The 23,199-nt window shown below is 49.3% G+C and carries 15 protein-coding genes and 1 pseudogene; 7 read left to right on the top strand and 9 right to left on the bottom strand.

The window, feature by feature from the left end:
• Positions 1-74 precede the first annotated feature (74 nt).
• Both AB4875_RS16435 and AB4875_RS16430 read left to right on the top strand, forming a co-directional pair.
• A complete protein-coding gene (locus AB4875_RS16435; protein ID WP_368377199.1) occupies positions 75-1,097 on the top strand; it encodes an SAM-dependent methyltransferase in 1,023 nt (340 codons plus the stop codon).
• A gap of 356 nt (positions 1,098-1,453) precedes the next feature.
• Entirely contained in the window at positions 1,454-1,729 is a 276-nt protein-coding gene (locus tag AB4875_RS16430) for a hypothetical protein (protein WP_368377198.1), read from the top strand.
• Between the two features lie 294 nt (positions 1,730-2,023).
• Here AB4875_RS16430 and AB4875_RS16425 read toward each other — a convergent pair whose 3' ends face one another.
• Positions 2,024-3,103 (bottom strand): MBL fold metallo-hydrolase, encoded by a 1,080-nt coding sequence (locus AB4875_RS16425; protein WP_368377197.1) that lies wholly within the window; start codon positions 3,101-3,103, stop codon positions 2,024-2,026.
• A gap of 1,230 nt (positions 3,104-4,333) precedes the next feature.
• Between AB4875_RS16425 and AB4875_RS16420 the strand changes: the two genes are divergently transcribed.
• From AB4875_RS16420 to AB4875_RS16400, 5 genes and pseudogenes are all read left to right on the top strand, one after another.
• On the top strand, positions 4,334-5,359 hold the full coding sequence (locus tag AB4875_RS16420) for an AraC family transcriptional regulator (protein ID WP_368377196.1): 1,026 nt from the start codon (positions 4,334-4,336) through the stop codon (positions 5,357-5,359).
• A gap of 138 nt (positions 5,360-5,497) precedes the next feature.
• The gene (locus AB4875_RS16415) at positions 5,498-6,601 is read left to right on the top strand and encodes an AraC family transcriptional regulator (RefSeq protein ID WP_368377195.1); all 1,104 of its coding nucleotides are present in this window, start codon (positions 5,498-5,500) and stop codon (positions 6,599-6,601) included.
• A gap of 302 nt (positions 6,602-6,903) precedes the next feature.
• On the top strand, positions 6,904-7,920 hold the full coding sequence (locus AB4875_RS16410; RefSeq protein ID WP_368377194.1) for an alpha/beta hydrolase: 1,017 nt from the start codon (positions 6,904-6,906) through the stop codon (positions 7,918-7,920).
• A gap of 25 nt (positions 7,921-7,945) precedes the next feature.
• A complete protein-coding gene (locus AB4875_RS16405) occupies positions 7,946-9,475 on the top strand; it encodes a flavin-containing monooxygenase (RefSeq protein ID WP_368377193.1) in 1,530 nt (509 codons plus the stop codon).
• Between the two features lie 33 nt (positions 9,476-9,508).
• Positions 9,509-9,736, top strand: a pseudogene (locus AB4875_RS16400) (SDR family NAD(P)-dependent oxidoreductase); the annotation flags it as partial.
• 278 nt (positions 9,737-10,014) lie between these two features.
• Here the strand turns inward: AB4875_RS16400 and AB4875_RS16395 are convergent.
• From AB4875_RS16395 to AB4875_RS16360, 8 genes are all read right to left on the bottom strand, one after another.
• Positions 10,015-10,464 (bottom strand): SRPBCC family protein, encoded by a 450-nt coding sequence (locus AB4875_RS16395; protein ID WP_368377192.1) that lies wholly within the window; start codon positions 10,462-10,464, stop codon positions 10,015-10,017.
• An 88-nt stretch (positions 10,465-10,552) separates the two neighbouring features.
• Positions 10,553-11,761: a DUF445 domain-containing protein gene (locus AB4875_RS16390; protein WP_368377191.1), complete on the bottom strand. Its 1,209-nt coding sequence runs from the start codon at positions 11,759-11,761 to the stop codon at positions 10,553-10,555.
• A gap of 172 nt (positions 11,762-11,933) precedes the next feature.
• Positions 11,934-13,520: a flavin-containing monooxygenase gene (locus AB4875_RS16385; RefSeq protein WP_368377190.1), complete on the bottom strand. Its 1,587-nt coding sequence runs from the start codon at positions 13,518-13,520 to the stop codon at positions 11,934-11,936.
• 42 nt (positions 13,521-13,562) lie between these two features.
• On the bottom strand, positions 13,563-14,555 hold the full coding sequence (locus AB4875_RS16380) for an alpha/beta hydrolase (RefSeq protein ID WP_368377189.1): 993 nt from the start codon (positions 14,553-14,555) through the stop codon (positions 13,563-13,565).
• A gap of 16 nt (positions 14,556-14,571) precedes the next feature.
• On the bottom strand, positions 14,572-15,414 hold the full coding sequence (locus AB4875_RS16375) for an SDR family NAD(P)-dependent oxidoreductase (RefSeq protein WP_368377188.1): 843 nt from the start codon (positions 15,412-15,414) through the stop codon (positions 14,572-14,574).
• Positions 15,411-16,355, bottom strand: a complete 945-nt coding sequence (locus AB4875_RS16370) for a metal-dependent hydrolase (protein ID WP_368377187.1) — start codon at positions 16,353-16,355, stop codon at positions 15,411-15,413. Before AB4875_RS16370 ends, AB4875_RS16375 begins: the two co-directional genes overlap by 4 nt.
• Positions 16,356-17,016: 661 nt before the next feature.
• The gene (locus AB4875_RS16365; protein ID WP_368377186.1) at positions 17,017-19,392 is read right to left on the bottom strand and encodes a TonB-dependent receptor; all 2,376 of its coding nucleotides are present in this window, start codon (positions 19,390-19,392) and stop codon (positions 17,017-17,019) included.
• Positions 19,393-20,057: 665 nt separating this feature from the next.
• Complete coding sequence (locus tag AB4875_RS16360) at positions 20,058-22,430, bottom strand: TonB-dependent receptor (RefSeq protein ID WP_368377185.1); 2,373 nt, start codon at positions 22,428-22,430, stop codon at positions 20,058-20,060.
• Positions 22,431-23,199: the final 769 nt, after the last annotated feature.

The following is a 23,199-nucleotide window of genomic DNA, read 5'->3' as shown; positions in this document are numbered from 1 at the left end:
ACTGATAAAGATCCGTATTCCTGATGGTTTCGTAGTCCGACTATAGTAATAATCTCTCAGTCAAGGAGTTAGCCATGATAGACCCAATAGAACTTGCCGAACGTGGTTTGGTACCAGATATGCTGCTCCGGCGCGGGATTCGTAGAGAACTTGCAGATCGTTTAGTGCAGGAAGCCAGTGATGATTTGAATAGCAATGAAGCTCGTCGTAGGCAATTTCGAGATGAGTTGCGCCATTCAGAAATAGCCATCAATACCACCGACGCGAACGAACAGCACTACGAAGTGCCCGCCGCGCTTTTTGAACTCATGCTCGGGCCCTGCCTGAAGTACAGTAGCTGCTGGTGGGATGAGCAATGCAGCAGCCTAGCAGACGCAGAACACGCGATGCTGGAGATTTACGCTGAGCGCGCACAGCTAGCCGATGGTCAACAGATTCTCGATCTAGGATGCGGCTGGGGTAGCTTCACCCTGTGGGCTGCTGCACGCTACCCCAGGTCTAGATTCACCGCCGTATCCAATTCAGCGGGCCAGCGGTTATTCATAAAAGGGGAGGCGAAGAAACGCGGTTTAAGTAATGTAGAAGTCATTACCTGTAACGTCGGGGATCTTACCCTCAATACTCGCTTTGATCGTGTTATCACGGTTGAGATGTTGGAGCACGTCCGCAACTACCGGGATCTGCTTGCCAACGTATCGCAATGGCTAGAGCCAAACGGCCTCATGTTTGTGCATATATTCTGCCACGCCTACCTGCATTATCCTTTTGACGGCGGCTGGATGACAGATAACTTTTTTAGCGGCGGGCAAATGCCTGCATTCGATACATTGATGCATTTCTCCGAGCATATGCGCATGGTCGATAGTTGGCGCGTTAATGGCGAACATTACTCTAAGACTCTTGAAGCGTGGCTAGAAAAGTTGGACGACAACAAAGCTCAGGCGCTCGATATTTTAGAAGATGCACCAAATCCTAAAGTGCAGTATCAGCGCTGGCGCATGTTCATACTGGCCTGCTCAGAACTGTTTGCATATCGCGGCGGACAAGAATGGTTTGTTGGTCATTACCTGTTAACACCAGGTCAATTGGCAGATTAAAAACAGACTAATTGACGTGGTAAATTGCAAAGTTGGGGCCTGTTTAATTGCGCTGAAATTTAAACCACTTATCGCCAATATTTGCAGAATGGTATGCCCCATCTCAAGACTCAGATGGGGCAAGCAGCTCACTTACGTAAGATAATAACAAGCTACTTTTCCGGGTAAATGGCGGGTTAACATGGAATACAAAACAACACGCTAGATTAAAATTTCTATAGGCCATTTGGCAGTGATACCCTTGCTTTTATTAATGCTCGGTATGTCTATCCGAAATGATTGGGAAGGCCTAGGCAACACTGGCTTTGAGGGGAAATTCGAGAACCGAATTTTCTGAATATCCAAAGGGGCTAGGTTTGTCATATAATGAGCCCCAGACTTTTGGTGCATATCCTATTTATGCCAAGCAAATTCATAACGCCTTACCCCGGCGCAGAAATTCAACATCAGGATCACCCGTGGCAGTAAAAAGAGAACCTCCTGTAGCACTCGTTCGCACATGGATTAATTTACTAACTTCCAGCGAAGAAAAAGAAGTCAAAGACCGTGCCTCGGAAATGCTATTGAACTCGTTTGGCAGCATGAAAAACGCGGCTGAATTTGCCGAGAAACATCAAATCCGCATCCCTTAAATGACTAGATCGGGTTAGCCTTTTCTTTATTACCCCGCGTAGCCGCCGTCAATGACAGCTTCAGAGTCCGCCACAACGGCAAAGTAATTTGACACCCAAAGCAAGCACGCATTGGAAATTTCTCACGGTTCATCCATTTGCCCCATCGGCTTGTTATCTTCAAGGCTGCTCCGCAGCGACTTACCATCTTGAATTGCCACCTGCGCCAAAGCTTTACCAATAAGCGCAATTTAGATAAGGCCTAGGTGCAAGAATTCACACAAAGCAGATACAGATAAAAGTAAATCCGTCTATTTAGTACCTTGCATCAAGATTTAGCTGGCGTATTTCATTAGAGCCTACGGGCAACACAAGTGTTAAGCCATCGTACCCCAGAGTGACCCCAGCCGAGCGAATGTCTTTCACACCGCGCATAAAGAACCATTCTGCCAGAGCGTGCGGCGGAGCCGGAACAAGGTGGTACAAAACCAGCTCTTTGACATTGGCTTCATTTGCCACTTCGGCCGCCTCAATCGGGGATGTATGGTAATCCTCTATATCCAACATAATCTTTTCTAAACGCTTATCCCCTTTTGAAGCAAAATGCTTTTCCATCCGTTTCACAATATGTCTAGCCAGACCCTCGTGGATCAGCACGTCAGCGTTCTGAGAAAACTTTATGGTCGTTTCGACTTTCGTCGTATCGCCGCTGACCACGACAGATCGCCCCTTATAGTCAAAACGGTATCCGACAGCAGGTTCAATTGGCGAATGATTGACGCGAAACATCTGCACTTTTAGATCGCCATCTTCTAAGACGACCGCAGAATCGCCATCCAAGGTAAGCTCTCTAGCTACCATTTTTCCTACTGCAGGATCTAAAATCTCCTTGCCGTGGTGTGCTGTTCGATAGAGACTATCCAAGGCATATGCTCGAGTGAATCCTTCGACCACCTGTTCAACGCCTTTGGGTCCGTACACGGTTAAAGGGCCGGGGCGGCCTTGGGCCCAGGTCGTCATATTGAACTCACCAAGGTCTCCGATATGATCGGAATGAAAATGGGTTAATAGTACGGCCCCCACTCTCGCAGACGGAATCCTCCAGAGCGCAAGGTTATTGGTGCTGCGGTTTCCGGTATCAACAATGTAGTACTTCCCCCCCGCAATCACCATCACACAAGCAGCCGCTCGATCTCGAACCGGCATAGGCGCGGCACTACCACAAAGCGTGACCCGCACAGCATCATCAACAAAAAGATCCTCTGGAATGTTAGATGCTCGCTGCGCAACTTCCCGCTCCAAAAGAATTCCTTGCACGGAGGGGATCTGCACAGTCGTTACGACTGCCGCTAGCGCAACCGCAATTAAACCTACCGAGTAAAGAAAGATTTTCATATTTTCATCGCCTGTATATTATTTTTTTATTGCAGCATCTAATCGCTAAATCTGATTCACCTAAGGCGATATTATCGGATATTCATCAGCTCTTCACTGTTATGCACCACACCGTAGAGCTTCCATTTCGTATCTACCTGCTCCAGAGCTGAAACACGGTGACGGAATACCTGCATAGCTTTGTCACCGTCGACTCGCTACGTGATCTGCTTAGTGTAATTTCGTTTGCATTTATGCTCTAGTAAAAATGATACTTCCTCCCCGCACCTTTTCGGTGATCTGTCGCTCAGAAGTTTTGTAAACATTCATCTTTTATTGCACAAACTCTGCGTCGCAGAAGCTAGCCTTAGAAGTAGATCTTTGGGTTTGATCTCGCGCGGTCGACCGCAGCGGAGACTAATTTTATCGCCCGCAGGGCAGGCGCAGATGATGCCCTATGAATCAAAATTAAATTCGCTCGGAGTATCCACATTGCGCTTTTGGTTTTCTGGCTTATTCTGACGAGGTTTACCGAATTTATCTTTTTGACATTATAATTTGGTGTCGCGTGATCGGCACTGTTTGCCGGAAATATATGCATTTTACACTAACTGCAATGTGTGGCCTTACAGCAGCGCCGGTTATGGGGAACCGATTGCTTGTCTTTATGCATTTAAAATACCGCAATAAAAAATACTACTGGCCGACTGACTCTTTCCGTTCCCGCTCATACTCATTGAAAGATCTATTAGCGTCGTCTATGCACTCATCATATTGAGACAGATGGAGTTCAGCGCATTCATTTCTATTACCAGACTGAACACCCTCATAAACCGCTCTATTCGAGCAACCATATAAAGTGACCAGCAGAAAGAGTAGAGGGATCAGTTTCATTTTTTTAATATCCGCATTGTTTATGTATAGCGATTAACTTAGCCGGCGCGTTAGCGTTTCGCTGGCGTTCCTTTTTATACCTTAGTCACATATTGCTAATATCGAAGCCCAAATCTAGGATATTTTATGCTGCCGAGTCAGACCAAAGAATGAGCCACGAAAACCAAAATATTTTGCGCCGCAACTCATCCCTCAATGCGGTCTCCACAGCGGCCGCATCGGCATTCTGCCCGGCGCCAGCAATAAGCAGACCTTGACAGTTGGTGGCGTTCAATTGACATTAGGCGAATATTTTGCGACTAGTCAATTGTGTCGTGAAGTAAGCAATTTCTTATTTTTAGATTGGACACGCGTTTCATGTTAAGCAAATACATACCCGGAGGGGTACTATCCGGTGCAGCGGAGCTGATCAGAGAGCTTGGCGGTGACCCAATTCCGCTGGCAGAAGAAACGGGGGTTCCCATTGCCAGCTTGAGCGACGGTGATATCCCGGTAGATATCGCTGCGGTTCTGAAATTTTTCGACACGGCGGCGCGACTTTATCAGTGCCCGAACTTTGGTATGCGCTTGGCCGCGCGCAATGGTATGAATATCTTCGGACCACTGTGGGTCTTATTGCGAAGTGCCAAATCACTGCGGCAGATGCTAGAAGACCTCAATAATAACTACGATATGTATACGCGGGCAGCGACGATATCGCTTGAGGAAACTACGGGGGGCTTATGCCTGAGCTGGGATACGGCATCTAACCACACTTTCAACACCGCACAAGGGGCCGAATACGGCTTTGCGCTTTGCGTTAATGATATCAGAAAGTTCATTCCCGACTTTCGTCCCTTGGCGGTGGAATTTAGACATTCTGCGCCGCCGGATATCTCAATGCATCGTCAACTCTTTGGCGACAAATTGAGCTTTGACCAAGCACGTAACGTCATCCATTTTTCTGCCAAGACCTTAGATGTGGCTCTTGATTCAGCCAATAGTCGAGCACACCGGCTGATGCAATCAGTGCTCCGCTGGGACACCGGCGTTTCTCAAGCTGGGCTGCCTGAACGAATAGAAAATACCGTGCGCGCCTTGCTGCCTTATAGTACATGTACAGTTGAGGAAGTCGCTCACTCTGTAGGCGTAAACGAACGCACCCTGCAAAATCGCCTGCAAAGCCACAACACCAGTTTCAAGAAGATCAAGGACGCGGTTCGTTACGATCTGGCATTAAAGTATCTGCACAGCTCGACACTTAGCATGACGGAAATATCTGAAATATTGGGCTATTCTGAACTCAGTGCATTCAGCCGCTCATTTAAGCGCTGGCACGGCCAGACATGCAGCAGTGTAATGCGGAAAACCACGATTGACAGTGGCGCTGCTAAGCTTGAATAATTGCGGTAAACAGTCAGTTAACGTAAACTTCTACGGCTATTTGTTAGCCAAATATGTTTGGCTATTTGTTCGTTGATAGCGCGATTTAACTGATCGATCATCGCTATTTAGCGCCCTCAGGCAGGAGTCCGAAGTTACGTGACGCACGACATTCCAGGCAAGACCGGAACGGACAGTACAAAACCGGCCGACAATCTTCGGATGTCCGACCTATCGAGCAATCATCTGGCATTGCTCGCTTGGGTTCTGGGCCGCGAAGGTATGGATGTTGAAGCAATGTTTGCCGAAGTGGGCGCGCGCGTACCCTCCTCTAACAGCCCCAGCGACCGCGTTTCGGTCATCACCGTCATTAAACTATTAGAGAAAGTTCAACAGCAAACTGGCGATCCCTGCGCGGCGCTGAATCTTTACCGCAGTCTGAAACTTACCCACCTAAATGTATTAGGGTTTGCGCTGTCATGCAGCAGTACACTGCTGGACTTTTTTGAACGCCTACAACGTTTCTGCGACTACCTCGGCTCCGCTTTCTTGATTGAAGCTAAGCTATGCGATGATCACTATTTGGTCATGGGCAGATGGAACCCAGAAATGTATCGCGAGCAACTCAAAGATACACCGAATTCAAATTTATTAATGGAAAGCCTAGGCTATTCCGCTATAGGGATCATTCAGGATTTGTTTGGCGGTCAAGTGCCCATTCGCTGCCTTCACTTACCCGGCGAACCCCACGAGAAGGTGATCGCCGCATTTTCCGAAACTGCATCGGCACCAGTCAAAACCGGTGAGGATTTCATTGGTGCTGAAATTGACCTCACCATCATGAATGTCCGTCTTCCCGGCGGCAACCCCGCACTCGCCAGAGAAAACGACCGGCTATTAACCGAGTATTTGGCGACATTTAATGAACAAGATATTGTGCACCGCTGCGAGCAACTGATCATTGAGGGCATGCCGTTCGGAGAATTTAGCTTAAAACAGATCGCCAGTAAGCTGGGCACCAGTGAACGCGTATTGCGACAAAACCTCCAAAATCACGGCCAAACCTTTAGTGGCGTGGTCAACCGAATTCAAAAGACACTTGCCATCCAGCACCTGCAAGAGAACCGCAAAAATATCAGTGAGATTGCCTATTTGATAGGCTTTGACAGCCCCAGTAATTTTAGCCGGGCATTCCGCAACTGGACTGGGCAGTCCCCTAGAGAATACAAAGTTAAGAACAAGATTCAATCGACAGACAATTAATCTAAGGAGGATAATCAAGGAAATACCCAAGACAAGAAATGCCCCCCTCCCTACCCGCTACTTAAATCAACTCCAAACTCGGCGACAAATAAAAACTCTCCCTACCTCAACACCCCATTGAATATTTTATTCTCGAACCTCCGCAAGTTCGCCTAATGTCAAACCCACTTGCGCCTAAAGTCAACCTCTCAGTCAAAACCTACTTTAGTATCACTCTCACGATGCGGCGAGCACCCACCAAACCGCATTAGCAAAGAGAAGTAAGTGCTCGCTATGAGTAAGCGATAATAATGAGAGTGCCTATGCCTAGCCCTTCTACGTCAATTACCGGCCGAACGTCTATGATTCCAGTCCATCACAACTCGCCAAGTCTTTACGGGCGAATACTTAAGCCCATTTTAAGGCAGGTATTCAAATTATTAATGGGCGCTGACAATGTTACGCCCCAGAAAATCCGCAAACGGCTGGACTTAATCGGTAAGTTCTCCACCAAGCTCAGCGGTGTGCAGCGTGTTCCGGTTCGCGCCGGCAACCTTGATGCTCTGTGGCTGATCCCCGAAGGAGCTGCCGCCAACAGCCCTATCATTTTGTATTTACATGGCGGCGCCTATGTCAGCGGCTCCATCCAAAGTCACTGGGAGCTTGCAGGCCGGCTTGCCAGAACAGCGCAGGCGCGCTGCCTGATCATTGATTATCGCCTTGCCCCTGAGCACCCCTTTCCAGCGGCAGTTGATGATGCCGTGGCTACTTGGCAATGGTTATTGAACGCCGGCGAGCAGGCCGAGAATATGGTCATCGCGGGTGATTCCGCCGGCGGCGGCCTAGCGCTGGCAACACATTTGAGAACTCGTGAACTGGGTCTAGCGCAGGCCGCTGGCATCTACTGCATGTCACCTTTTACCGACCTTAGCCTGAGCGGGCCTTCGCTACTGAGTAAACGCAAGCAGGAAGTGGTACTGACCAACGTCGCCACCCTACCCGAGGCTGCGGCGCATTACTCGGCAGGCCAAGACACCACAAACCCATTAATGTCACCGCTGTTCGGCGATTTGACGGATCATCCACCCACTCTAATACACGTGGGCAGCGACGAGGTTTTGCTGGACGATTCCATTCGCTTCCATAGCCGCGCCCTTGAAGCCGGTGCGGACTGCCGGCTCAAGATATGGCAGGGCATGTGGCATGTATGGCCCCTCTTTGATCGACTTGGACTGCGCGAGGCGAAAGAAGCGCTTTGCGACGCAGCCGAATTCATCGGCGCTGTAACCAGCCAAGCAACAGCTCCCCATCAGGACAGCGCAGATCGCGCCGCCCTATAACAGATTCCCTTTGGAGAAAATCCCAGTGACCAATACAGATCGCAAGCACCATGAATTCATTATTGTAGGCTCCGGTATTTCCGGTATTAGTAGCGCCCTCGCTCTACTTCGTGGAGGTTTCAAAGACTTTCTGATGCTGGAATCTGCCGAAGGCGCCGGGGGCGTATGGCGCGAGAACATCTATCCGGGCGTGGCCTGCGATATCCCCTCGGTGGTATATCAGTTCGCCGAGGACCAAAATCCGAACTGGAGCAAACTCTACGCCGGTGGCGAAGAGATTATGAAATACCTGAATCAGACTCGGACGAAACACGGTCTGGATGAGCAAACTCGTTACGGCGTCAAGGTCAGTAAGGCGGAGTACGATGACCGCAATGCACAGTGGAACATCAGCACCCATGACGGAGAGGAGTATAGCTGCCGGTATTTGATAAAAGCGACTGGGGCGTTCAACTCGCCGCTAATACCGAAGATCCCCCATCTGGAGGACTTCGAGGGAACACTTTTTCATACCGCCCGCTGGCCAAAAGATCTAGATCTCAGTGGCAAGCGTGTCGCGGTCTTAGGTACCGGCTCAAGCGCGGTGCAACTTATTCCCATAGTCGCTGATGCCGCCGCTCAGCTCACCGTCTACCAACGCACTCCAATCTGGCTACTGCCCAAATTCGATTTCAATATCGCGTCGCCGTTTCGCTGGGCATTCAAAAATATCCCTGGCAGCTACGCCCTATCTCGCAAACTAAGCTACAGCGGCATCGCCTATTTCCTGCAAGTGGTGTTATCTGCATCCGGCAAACACCCGCGCGTGCATCGCCTACTGGAGTCGGCCGGCCGCTGGAATATTCGCAGACAACTGAAAGATCCCGCGCTTATAGAGAAGTTCACACCGAACTATAACCTCGGCTGTAAGCGTCCCAGCTTTTCAAACAACTACTACAAAGCATTCTCAAAATCTAATGTCAGTCTTGTTAGTGATGGAGTTGAGCGGCTGACGAAAGACGGCATTCTAAAGCGAGGCGCCGACAAAGCAGATCCCTTTGACGTGATCATCCTTGCGACTGGTTTCAATATTTTGGGCGACGCATCGACCAGTCTGCCAGCATTCCCGATTGCCGGACGGCAGGGTCTCAACTTACGTGAGTACTGGCATAACAGCGACGGCTTCAAAGCATTTCGCGGCGCCACCGTGAGCGGCTTTCCAAATCTGTTTCTCAATCTTGGTATTCCTTACGCCGGCGGCACCAGCTGGTTTGAAACCGCCGATCTGATCAGCGAGCATATCGTCAAATGCGTGCAAACTGCCCAGAGTCGCAGCTCCGCTGAAGTGGAGGTTAAACCCGAAGCCGTAGATGCCTATATGGCCGATATGGATAAACTGCTTGATCAATCCGTACATCACACCGGCTCCTGCGCAACATCAAGCAGCTACTACTATGATAAAGACGGCAAAACTCCCCTTTATTCTGGCGAGGCCCCCAAAGTATCGTGGACCGAGACCTATGCGAGCCCTGAACAAAGCTATGTTTTTCGATCAATGGAAAGTTCGGCTCAATGAGTAAAAATAATGTGACTATCAAGGCGGCTAGAGCGCTTATCACTGGCGCGGGAAGTGGAATCGGAAAGGCCACTGCGCTTTTGTTTTACCAAGATAGATGCCGCCGATCCAACTCAACTTGGATTAGTCGCAGGAAAAACAGAAAATGACCGAGGGCCGGTGGACATATTAATCAACAATGCTGGGGTCGCCTTAAATGTGCGACCCCTTGATCAATCCACGGATGACTGGGATTGGACAACGGAGTCAGTTAGCATTTAGAGGCCCACAAAGACAAATTCACACATGGTGGGTCGCAGCAAAGTAGAAGCCAGCCGAGTAGACGAGTTTTTCCAAAAGTACGGACACTCGCCTGAGCTTGTGGCGAATGCCATCGTATCAACTATAAAACACAATCGAGAGCAGGTGGCGGTCGGCCTAGAGGCCAAGGTCCTCTATAGATTATTGCCGCTCGTCCCCCGCTCAATTCAGGGGCTGATCACAGGTAAAGTCCCAATCTAGGACCTCTAGTGTCACCACCCATAGACGCGCCTCTAGGCCTAAGAGGCGCTAGGGACTGCTTGGCCAGACTCGAGCTGCTTGCCCAGGCGTTTCAATGCAAAACCTGCGACCTTGGGAAGAGTCATGCGAAGGGGGCCAGACAATGCCCAAGGCACCTCAAAGTCCATGATCCAAGACAGCTCAGTGCCGCCGTTCTTGGCCTCGACACGCATTTGCGCTTCGTAGTTTTTAATCGGCCCACCATTGCGGGAAATGCGATAGCGAATCAGCTCATTCGGTATCACTTCGATTATGGTCTCTTCCACGCCGACAACCGGCGGACCGACACGACGCACAGCGCCCGGACCATCACGATCCTCACCTTCGACAATAAGCGTCATAGGCATACCTGCAGCCTTGCCCATCGCTTCGCTATCTTTCAATAATTCAAAAACATCGCCTACAGGGCAGGCGATTTGACGGTGAACCGCTATGTGAACAGATTTCATATTTTCTCCACTCGTGGCTTAGTTAAAGGAATACCATTAAATATAACTCTATAAAAACGAAGCTGCCGCTTACCAGCCACGCGTAAGGCTAGCCGCCGCCAAACAATAGCACTAATTGCATAAAGCCCAAGAACCCACCAAGGATACCACCCACCAGAACAACCAATACTTGGTCTTCATTAAAGGCGGGCAGCAGCAATTGCTGAAACTCTCGCGGCGGCAAGGCCCGCATGCGACTGCCGATAAGATCACTGATCGGCTGGGTTAACTGAGCATTAACCTCAGCGCTCCCGACGGTACGCATAATTCCACCGAAGGCCATCTTAACTGATTTGTCTGCGATCAACCCACCTCCACCATCCTTCAGGGAAGCCCAGGCGATAAACTTCGCCAGCATATGCTCGTCTATCGCGCCGCGAACGTGCCGACGTACCATACGATGCACTTCGTCTGCGTGCGGTCCTTCCCACAGGCTCTCGACCAGCACTTTCGAGTTCAAAAAGTTTTTGCAGAAGGTTTCGCCAAATAGCTGACTGACCTCATGCTGGCGCTTCAAGTACAAACCCTGCACGGTGAATGGGCCAACCTTAACTGGGTTGGCCGGGTGGGCAATAAGCTGCAGCGCAATCCAGTTTGTGAATGCACCTGCCAAAACGCCAAACACAGGTAAAACCCAAGGCAACGGCAGAAAATACCAGGCCAAAGCTTGGATGACCCCCAAAGGCGCACCAAAGTAGATGCCGGAGCGAATCACAAAATCCATTTCCTTACCGGCACATTCTAGAAACAGCTCGTTGAGAAACTCTGGCTTATCCTTTACTTGGTCAACCGCGAGCTGCTCAATATCAAGGTACGAATTGGCACGGCCCTCAAGCTCTTTGAGGATGGCTCGCGCGAGATCAGGCACGTTCTCACGCACCTTTTCATACACCTTATTCCGAATCCCCTGAGGCGCCACCTGCCACAATTTAACACCGTGCTCATCAATGATTTCGTCTACCCAATCATTAATCTGCGGTGTGAGTAGCGCCGCCAAATCATTGACTACCTCGCTCTCGTCCAAGGCTCGAAGGACTTCAGCAGGCGTGGCAATTTTAGCAACAGAAAAGCCAACCAGTGTGCGAGTCAACCGCACCCGAAGCCGTGGAATAATCCCCTGCCAACCGATAATTCCCCAGAAGCCCACAAATCGCACTGGGAAGAAAAGCATTTTTATACCCACCCAATTGGTCAGCCAAGCAACACATGCTGTTATTGGTGGAATCGCCACATAGGCAAGCCAGGGTTCAATGACCATCTTAATTACGCCTACCGCTTTTATTATTCACTCGGGTCAATTGTGCGCCCCCGAATAGCACCGAGTTCCCAATCCGATATAAAAACAACGGAAGGCGGTGAAATGTTAAGTTAAAGCCGCTCGAAGAGCGGCTGATTTGAGGTGCTGATTCGAAAATAAACGTCCGAACTGCTTAGACCTGCTTTGCTAGCGCAGCCGCCGGGGTACGCTTGAACCGGTAATGCTTCATTGGGAGGAAGTTAGCTCGCAACAACATCTCCACCGAGGTCGAAGGTCGAACCAAGGGGGCATCACCGTGCTTATCAAAATAGTAGCTGCTCGCTGCGCTGCAATTATTATTAAAAAACACGGTATTTTTCTGACGTTGCTGAACGTTTTCAAAATACCGGTCATGGGCATCTTGGCGAACTTCCACGCATGTGGCATCGCGCTCGCGCGCCGTTTGTACCAAGCGTGCAAGGTGTGTGGCGTTACCCTCAACCATCACAAAGTAAGATGAACCAACCAGAGCATAGGGCCCCAACATAATATAAAAGTTGGGGTAGCCAGGAATGGTCATGCCTTCGTAAGCTTGATAGCGATTCTCATCCCAAAACTCGCCCAGTACCTCACCCTCGCGGCCGCGGACTTTAAAGGTCGGCAGGTTGTCCTTGTCGAACAGTTTGAAACCGGTGGCTAAAATTAGGACATCGATATCCCGCTCTTCGCCATCTGCCGTCCGTATGCCGGTGGGCGTGACACTTTCAATAGAGGTTGTTACCAGCTCTACGTTATCGCGGGTAAACGTAGAAAAGTAATCATTGGAAAAGGTAGGGCGTTTGCAGCCAAAACCGTATTTCGGCATCAGCTTCTCCCGCAACTCGGGATGGTCGGGCAGCTGCGCCTCCAAATTTTTTCTTCCTACACCCTCGAAGAAGCGGACTAGCCAGGGAGCTCGCTTGTAGTAGACGGTAGAGATGATCAAAGCAGCTTCCATCATCGCATTGCCAGTAACACGGGCAGTGTTCTGTAAACCACCAAACCAGCGAAATGCGGTGCGCACGACAGCGGGAATTTTCCCATCTGGCTTTTTAAGCACCCAAATTGGTGTGCGCTGGTAGACATCAAGATGTTCTACATCTGGTGCAATTTTCGGAATCAACTGAACAGCACTAGCTCCGGTGCCTATCACTGCAACTCGTTTACCGGCGAGATCGTAGCTCTCATCCCATTGCGCCGAGTGCATTACCTTACCTTTAAAACCCTCAAGACCATTTATTTCTGGCAATTTAGGCGTGACCAGCCCGCCGGAAGCAGCAACAAGGTGACGCGCTGTGATCAGACCACTATCTGTTCGCAACTTCCACAAGTTACGGACCTCATCAAACTCCGCATCTTCAACACTAACGCCAAAGCGGATCTTAGGATAAATTCCATACTTACTAGCCAAGCGACGAGAATAGTTTTGGAGCTCATCACCAGGCGCGTATACGCGCGACCAATTTGGATTCTGCTCAAAGGAAAACGAATAGACCAAAGACGGTATATCGACAGCCACCCCTGGGTATCGATTATCACGCCAAGTGCCGCCAACGTCTTGAGCACGCTCCAGAATAATAAAAGACTCAATTCCACGTCTTTTCAGCTCTATTGCCACACCGAGCCCAGATATACCCGAGCCGACCACAACAACCTCATGATCTGGAATAGCGGAATTAGTACGTGGCTCTTTAGAATCTAGCTCAATGTCGTCCAGCATCTTTTCTTGTGCAAGCTTCATAATTATTGTCCTTCAATCTACTCTTATTTTGTCAGCGATATATCAATTTGCACTCGCGATCCGCAGCTGAGGCGTAGGTTTCTCAGGAGCAACGGAATAACGCAAATGTGTGCGCATAAAATCTACGATTTCCGCAAAATCCCGACGCGCTTCGGGAAGGGCTGTGTACAGCACAGGCCATGCATGCAATCGATCCTCACGACTCAATAGTTGCACGCTTGAACCAGCTCGCCGGGCGGAGTTGGCGAAGCGATAAGAATCGTCACGAACCGCTTCGGTATCACTAACCGATAACAACATCGGCGGCAAACCAGAGAGGTCGCCATAGATCGGTGACGCATAAGGATCTTTGGGATCATGACCGGCCAGATATAGCTCAGTAGCAAATTCGATCATTCGGGGGCTCAAGATAGCGTCCGAAGTACCATTAGCGCTGCGCGAAGGGGACGCCTTAGCAAAATCAACCAAGGGTGACATCGCAACCGCGCACACCGGCAGGCGAAGTAGCTTAGACCCCTTACGACTTTTTAAAACGTCTCTAACCCTCAGCAAAGTAGAGAGCGTTAGATTTCCGCCAGCCGAGTCTCCTATCACTACCAGCGGATCATCTGGGTAATCAGTTGCTAGAGCACAGTAAGCGTTAAAAGCATCATCCGGCGCCGCTGGAAAGGGCATTTCTGGCGCCAGCCGATAATCAACCCAAAAAACACGCGCGTTCAGGCGCTTAGCAATCTGCCCGCACAAACCAGCATAGGTTGCGAACTTGCCGCATATAAATGCACCGCCGTGCAAGTAAAGCACGGTAGTCGTGGGCTTGGCTGTGCTAACACACACAGCCGGAACGCCAGGCGGTACGGCGGGCTCATTGGCCACCGTGGTTTTGCGCATAGTCACGCCATCCGGCAACATCGCAGGCGGACGAACCAGACCTACAACGCGACGGCTGTGTCGAAGCATCTGCTCAGCCGACTTCGGTTCGCCCATCATGGCGATTCGAAAGGCACGGTCTACAATTTTTGAAGCAAAAGAGCTCATAACGAAGTCCTCAAGCTCAACTCGCTGTTAAGCGATAAATTTCGCCTAGCGCGCGGGCATAGGTCCGAGGCGCATAGCGTTTTAGACGCCAACCCAATCGACTATCGAATTGCGGCATGAAGTACATATTATTGCGATCTAGAGCATCTAGGGTTCCGCTGGCAACGTTTTCTGGTGACGCCACAAACACCCAGTTGTCCTTAATTTTGTTAGTGAATTCATTAATGCCGCTGTTCATGCGACCGCGCTCCAAAATATTGGTATTGACCGCGGTGGGACAAAGGGTGGTGACATGAACCCCAGACCCCGTCATCTCGCCCGCCAATGCCTCTGACATAGCCAGCACAGCAGCTTTAGACGCGCTGTATGCTGCAGTGCCCGGTATGGCCGCAAAGCCGGCCGCCGACGCCACATTAATAATGCCGCCAAACCCAAGTTCACGCAGTTTCGGTACAAAATAATGGCAACCGTAAACGACTCCCCACAGGTTAACGTCAATCGCGGCGCGCCAATCGTCTAGAGACTGCTCGCCTATACTGCCGGCGACGGCAATACCTGCATTATTAATGAGTAAAGTCACTGGCCGCCCAAGCAAGGTCTCCGCCTGTTCGGAAAGAACCCGCATTTGCTCTTCATCAGCCACGTCACACTTGTAGCCTATTGCACGACCTTCACCTAGCTCGGAGAGCTCTTCGGCCGTTTTATTAGCCAGCTCCTCATCAATATCTACGCAGATCACAGAGCCGCCGCGACGGACGATTTCATAGGCGAAACAGCGGCCGATACCATTAGCGGCACCAGTCACAACTGCAGCTGCACCTTCGGAGGGTTTTAATACTTTACGTTTACGCATGATCATACTGTTGCTGCCTGTTTTATTGTTGGTTTATAGCTTCCGTGTTTTGCGTGCCATTCGCGCAAGGCGGTAAATGCCAATAGTGGATCACCGGTTTCTTCATAAACCGTCTTCCACGCGGCAACGTGGGCCCGATTGTCGATATCCCAGGGGTGAAACGAGGGCTTAATGTAAGGCAGTGTTTTGGTCAAAAACATTTTGGGAACCACCGCAGCGCCAAACATAAGACTCTTAAACGATTTAAATGCGGAGCGAACATTGGTGAGCTGGCCATCCTTCCACACGAAGTAAAGCCATATACCATGAATTAAGGGCAGAAAAAGGCCCATCGAAAGACCAGCTGTGGCCATACGCAGAGCGTAGGTACCAAGATCTGAATCATCGCTACGGCGATCCATGAGCACGTCAAAAGCGACTGATTTATGCTCGGTCTCTTCAACGAAGTGCCAGTACATCATGGCCGCAATTTCAAGTTCGGTTTCGTCCCAAAGCTCGAGATTATCGAACATGACCTCAGAGAGAGAAGCTGTGAAATGCTCACTAATGGCAGCAAAACCCAACTTTGTTTCATCACTCATATACTTCTTAAAAACATCCAAAACTTTTCCTAGAATAGCTTCGGCATCTTCAAGTGGAACTCCAAAACCGGACAAGGTCTCATTCATGACCGCATGTTCGCGAGCGTGCAAACGCTCCTGACGAATCAAGCCAAGGGTAGCCTTATGGATCGACGGATCCTTAATCTTTTTAAGCTGGTCAGCAAAGGTGTGGCATATAAAGCGCTCGCCAACAGGTACCACAGAAAAAAGCGCGTTCATCCAGTGGGTAGACCAAGGATCATCATTGAACCAGTAACGCGGCACTTGTTTAGTAGCCACCTCAAATGAAACATCTCGGGGTATAATTTCAACTTCACGGGAAATCTTCTGACTTAAACCAGCCATGGCTGTCTCCTACTACTGTGCTTATTGATTTGAGCTTAAGTTAACACCGACCACAATTCCGAACCCATCAATAGCGGCGAGAGATTATTCATTTGCGCCACGCCGGCGCAAGGTAAGTATTGCCAGCACATATACACCCCACCCACTTGCCGGCCTTGCGCGCCTTTACACCACCCTTGTGCAGCGCTGAAACCCTTGCAGACTGGGCATGCCGGCCAAGCACTAGACACTACCCAGCCGCGCGCGCAGACACTAAAATAGTGGTATTGGGAGTCGAGGCTCTTACCCTGCGATCACCGCTCATCAATTTAGGTGAAATGTGCAGCCAACTGGTATGAGATTGAGGCTTGGGAATCGCGCGCACCCATTAGCCGCAATGGATATCGCGGATAAGGCCTGGCATTAATTACAGCAAGCAGCCACCGGATAAGTGATTTTTAGCGGGTTATATTATTTTTAGACACGATAAACGACCACACCTAGCAACCTCACAAGACCTTAGAGTTAAGTCGAGTAAGGTGAGGCAAGCCGCGCTGTGCGGAGAATTACAATAGCTCGACCTAGGATACGCGGAGTATTAAAGATTATTGTCGAGATTAAAAACCAATAAGTCGAAATATAATACGGCGACTCCTCTGCAGGAGCCGCCTATATCAAGACCCTAGTATTGCCAAGACAAACGTAGGCCATAAGTTCTTGGCACACTCGGAATAATCGGATTAGAAAATTCCGCACCGATATACCCTCTAGTAGTGTTTATATCGGTAAGATTTCGACCAAACAGGGTCACACGGGTATTCCATGGCTCATGAAGATAACTGAGTCTTGCACCCCACATTGTGTAACCGTCCTCAATACTTTCCTCGCGATTAGACGGCTCATAGAAAAACTCTTGGGTATAGTAAAGGTCGGCCGCCATTTCGAGCTCACCGTCGCTCAACATCCAAGTCTTACTCAAAGCCAGATTACCCGATATTTCGGGGGTTTTTTGGATTCGATTGCCAGAGAAATCTTGATTCGAAGCAGAAAGTCCAGAGTTATTGGTATATCCCTTGGCATTGGGGTATGAGGTAAATTCAGCCGTTTCAAGCCACCCAGCGCCACCAACAAGAACCAGACCCTCGACCAAATGTGGCGCTATAACCCACATAATATCAAAGTCTAAACCGCGGATATTAGCCAGCTCGGCATTTTCAAAAGACACGGAGCCGCCGGTGGTCAATGACACAAACTGAATTTGCTGATCTTCAATTTCATAGTCAAAGATAGCCGCACTGAATACCAAAGTATCATGCAAGAACTTTGTCTTTACCCCTATCTCCCAAGCCGTTATTTTTTCTGGCTCGGCGTAAGTTGGTGGAGCGGTCACTGCCAAGCCATTAAACGTACCACTCTTGGTAGCTTCTTGATAAGACAAATAAACGAGGGTTTCTTCATCGAAGGGGCGCAACTCGAAGGAGATCTTCGGACTGGTGGTGACTGTGGATTTTTGGGGTTCAACCCGCTCACCGGTCTGCGTTACTGCATAGTCATATTCAAACAGAGCGATCTCTTCATCACTTACAAGTGCGCCCAATTCAGAATATAGCAGCTCGCGGCCTTCATCCTGATAGCGCAGACCTAAGGTAATATCAAACCATTCGGTCAAGGTCACTGTCGCCTGGCCATAAATCGATTCAGAGTCCGTTGCCACCGAATACTTTGAATAAAGGACGCCGGTACCAAGACCTTGAGGTAGAAGATTCAGCCCCAAGCCGTTAAGCGTCGAGAACACACCACTCAGTGGCGCCAAAATCGGACTCAGCAAATTGGCATGAATCTCTATGCGATCGCCCGGCTCGCTAAAGCCTGTTATACCTTCAAATTTATAGACCCCCACTATCCATCTTAGCCAGTCGCTTCCCCAGGATTCCACATTTGAAATCAACTGAATCTCAGCGGTTTGGGTGTCACCACTAAAGCCTACGCCCGAAATACCGACACCCTGCACACCAGAGCCATCAAAATCAAGAACGGTGCCTGTTCTTATCTGCTGATCACTAGCCAATAACTTGATATCAAACCAAGGGGTAAAAAACTCAACCTTGCCATAAAGCATTTCATTGTCGACGGTACTTGTACAACAGTGATCAAGGGAGGTTTCGTCGTCTCCGCGCCTATAATTCTCTTCTTCTATACCCAGCGCGAGACCGATCGCCGTCGGCTTGAGGCCTGGCTGCACTAATTCACCGGGATTATCACTCTTCAGCGTTAAAGCCGCGATCGTCATATCCACCCATTCATAGGGCGCCCAGCGAGCTTTTATCCGGAAGCCCTCAGTTTCGTCATCATGCATTGGAGCAACCTGATTAGGCGACGTATTCTTTATGAAGTGCTCTGTTTTTGCAAAGATAGGCGACATTGAAACTGCAAAGTTCTCACCAAAAGGAATATTGACGTAGGCCTTAGCATGTAAGTCCGGGTAACTTGCCGCCGTGACGTTTACTTGGGCATCGAACTCACCGAGTATAGGATCTCGAGTAATAATATTGAGCGCACCACCGTTGGTATTGCGGCCAAAGAGTGTCCCCTGAGGACCTTTTAGAACCTCAATTCTCTCAACCACACCAAAGTCCTGCGTCATCCCCGCAGCAACAGGCAAATAAATTCCGTCGATATAGGTGCCAACACTTGGGTCAGCCGTCAAAAACGCATCGGTACCTACGCCACGTAAATAAACCGTTGTAAATCCGATCACGGAACTAATATTGAGTGTTGGCGTTACAAACTGTAGATCACTAGTATCAAATATCCCCAGGGCATCTAGGGTCTCCGCGCCAAACGCCTGGACTGAAATCGGCACATCCTGCAGGTCTTCTTCCCGCTTTTGCGCGGTGACCACAACCTCTTCTAATAGGCGACTGCTCCTCTTTTTGGGCACGGCGGCTTCACTAGGGGCTGCGACTTCAGTATCTGAAACATCCTGAGCTTGAATTTGCCCCACGCCAAAAGACGCAAGAAAAAGTAATGATAACGGAACTTTATTTTTAATATTCAACAGAATATCCCTCCATGGGCTAGGCTATTCAGCAATCAGTAAGAACTTATTTTTCTTAAGCTGGTCACTATTATTATGGGAAAATTTGAAACCTGTATTTATTCTTCAAACGCCAGAATTCAGGCTGCTACGTCGCTATTTTTTTCATCTATCGTTGAGTGACTGATCAGACACGTCAAAATTATTATCTAATGAAGGACACATTAACGGTTTGAGATCCAATTTCCCCCCCCTCGCTCGGGGGGGGGGAGGGGGGGAAAGCGAGGGGGGGGGGGGCAAAGAAACAAGCGTACTGCAAAAAGACTCAAACTCCCGCTCCGTCCCTAGACTACTGCAGCGCACAAAATTGGTGCAAAAAGATATAAAGAGCGATATTCAAGGCGAGCGAGTATGAACACATCATACATTAAGCGCTCGCGTAAGGGTTTTGTAATCTGTGTAATCAACGACATCAATACTAGCCGCAGAAAGCTTGTGCTCAGAAATGACGTATTGGGCCCGTGCTCGGCGGCGGCTTAATGTAGGGGTTAGCGCAGGGATAAGATCCAGAGCAGCGGCAACAGCTTAGCAAAGGAATGTAGATCTCCTCAGTAAACTGTGCGCTCTCCATCGTTCGCGATAGCGCTAATGGCGGGTCTTGAATTTTAGGCGATTCGTGTCAGGGATTAATATTTCCAAGCGAGACGCAAGCCATACGTTGTTGGCTCACCGGGAATAACCTGCCTACCAAACTCCTCGCCTATAGCCCCTCTGGTGGGATTTGCATCGGTCAGATTTCGACCAAATAGCGTCAACCTGGTATTCCAAGGCTCATAAAGATAGCTAAGCCTCGCTCCCCATAAGGTATAACTAGGCTCGAAACTTTCCTCCCGGTTAGACGGCTCGTAAAAGTATTCTTCCGAATAATACATATCTGCGGCCATTTCCAACTCACCCCTATCAAAAAACCAGGTTTTGCTTAGGGCCAAATTTCCTGATATCTCCGGGGTTTTCGGAATACGGTTACCCGAAAAATCTTGATCTTGACTGGTAATCCCAGAATTATTGGTATAACCCTTGGCATTGGGGTAAGAGGTAAATTCAGCCGTTTCCAACCACCCCGCGCCGCCAACGAGCACCAAGCCATCTATTAAATGAGGCGCAATAACCCAGGTCACATCGAAATCAAAGCCGCGGATATTGGCCAACTCGGCATTTTCAAACGATATGGATCCACCGGTTGTTAGCGAGACAAACTGAACTTGCTGATTTTCGATCTCATAGTCAAAAATCGCCGCATTGAACAGCAGGGTTCCCTGCAGGAAGCTGGTCTTTAAGCCTAGCTCCCACGCCGCTATGGATTCTGGTTCCGCGTAAGTTGGCGGACCTGTCACCGCAAAACCATTATAAGTACCACTCTTGGTGGCTTCCTGGTAAGACAAGTAAACCAGCGTTTCTTCATCAAATGGCCTCATTTCAAGAGACACCTTGGGGCTCGTTGTTACCGTCGACCGCTTAGTTCCAACCCGCTCCCCGGTCTGAGTCACTGCATAGTCATAATCGAAAAGAGTTAGCTCATCACCACTAACTAGCAGACCTAATTTAGAGTCCAGCAATTCGCGCCCCTCATCCTGATGTCGCACACCCAAGGTAAGATCGAGCCAGTCAGCAAGTGTGAACGTCGCTTGCGCAAATACCGACTCAGAAGTTGTTGCCACTAAATTGGTTGCAAAAAGTAGTCCGCTATTCAACTCTGCCGGAAGAAGCCCTAGCCCCAAACTATCTACCAATGACAAGATACTATTAACGGGTGACAGTAGCGGATCCAACAAATTGGCATGTAGCTCTAGACGATCACCTGGTTCTAAATAGCCAGTTAGCCCTTCAAATTTATAGGCGCCCACTATCCATCGAAACCAATCACTTCCCCACGAATCCGCATTGGAAACCAACTGCAACTCCGCAGTTTGTATATCGCCACTAAAACCAGTATTGGTAAGACCAATACCATTACGAGCAGAACCATCAAAATCAATAATGGTTGTTGTGCGTATCTGCTGATCACTCGCCAACAGCTTTATATCAAACCACGGCGTATAAAATTTAATGTTCCCGTACAACATTTCATTATCAACTAAACTCCCACAGCAGTGATCGAGCTCGGTTTCCTTATCGCCGCGCTGATAATTATTCCCGGCTATACCGATTGCCTGGCCGATAGTAGTGGGCTGGATCGTAGGCTGCACAAGCGCACCCGGCGTATCACTGTTAATGGTTAAAGCGGCGACAGTCATATCCACCCAATCAAACGGCGCCCATCGCGCTTTTATTCGATACCCCTCACTTTCATCGTCGTTCATCGGGCCGACAGGATCAGCTGCGGTATTTTTTATATAGTGTTGCGTTTTTCCGTAAACCGGAGACATTGAAACTGCAAAAGTATCGCCAATAGGAATATTGATATACGCTTTTGCATATAAGTCTGGGTAGGTCGCGACCGTCAGGTTTACCTGAGCGTCGAACTCCCCAAGTAGCGGATCCCGAGTCATTATATTAAGTGCGCCGCCATTAGTGTTGCGACCGAAAAGGGTTCCCTGTGGCCCTTTCAGCACCTCAATTCTCTCAATGACACCAAAGTCCTGAGCCACACCAGCAGCGACGGGCAAATAGATGCCATCAATATACGTTGCTACACTAGGATCAGCGGTCAAAAAGGCATCAGTGCCCACGCCACGCAAATAGATGCTAGTAAATCCTACCACCGCACTAACATTCAGGGTTGGGGTTACAAACTGGAGATCGCTGGTGTCTGTTATACCCAAGGCATCCAATGCCTCCTCACCGAAAGCCTGCATCGAAATCGGGACGTCCTGTAAATTTTCTTCCCTTTTTTGGGCGGTTACCACCACCTCCTCCAAGAGCCTGCTAGTCCTATTCGCCTTAGTTGCCTCTTCGACCTCAGCACCACCATCCCCTGCTGCCGCTTGGGCCTGAACTTGAGCTGCTGCAAAAGAAGCGAGTAAGAACAATGATAAATTGAGATTTCTTATTATTTTCAAAACAGTATTTCTCCGTGATTTACCCTAGAGGCAGAACGTGCATTCGCACTTCAACCCCAGCCACTACAATGACACTCATTCAGAACCTATAATTTTTTACCATTCCTTGAATGGCAAGCTACGTCATGCTCTCCGTCTATCGAGTCATTCAGCACATCGGTTTAAACTATTATCTACGGATAGCGGCACCAGTAATTTCGTATGCCACTATCTCCTAGACGGGGTCTACTTAACTATAAAAATGAACACCGAATACCAAACATAAAAGCGTCGCGAATTATTTATGACCATTTAGCGTATTACGTGACCTTGAGCGCATACACACCGCCGGCCTTTAGAACGACACTTTAGGCCGCCAATATCTAGAAATGTCATACAGCGCCAGTAAAACCATTTTGAAAATTTTTATAGTAGTGAATACCAACCCTTTCAAGCCTAGCTATAATGACGATTTTGTTATTATCCGCCGCTGCCGAGTAACCCCTGCAGGCGTTACTCGGCAAAGTAATCGCCTCACTCAGGGCTTCTGTTTACGACCTGACGCTAAGCTATCACTGACCAGAGTAGTAAACCGATCAATTTAGGCACAAGGCTATTCACATTCAGCCCCTCAAAGGATGGCGGGCAGCTAGACCATCACCACGCGCCCGCAAAACACCTATTCTTGCACTTACGCAGTGCTCACACCCAGACCCTTGACCGAAAAGAGGGAACATCTCTGCCATCAACTCGATACTCCTTGATCACAAGCTAAAATCTAAAGCCTAAA

The sequence above is a fragment of the Zhongshania sp. R06B22 genome, assembly GCF_040892595.1.
Lineage (GTDB): Bacteria > Pseudomonadota > Gammaproteobacteria > Pseudomonadales > Spongiibacteraceae > Spongiibacter > Spongiibacter arctica.
The sequence above is the reverse complement of the archived record's forward strand: the minus strand, read 5'-3'. Positions and strand labels throughout refer to the sequence as shown.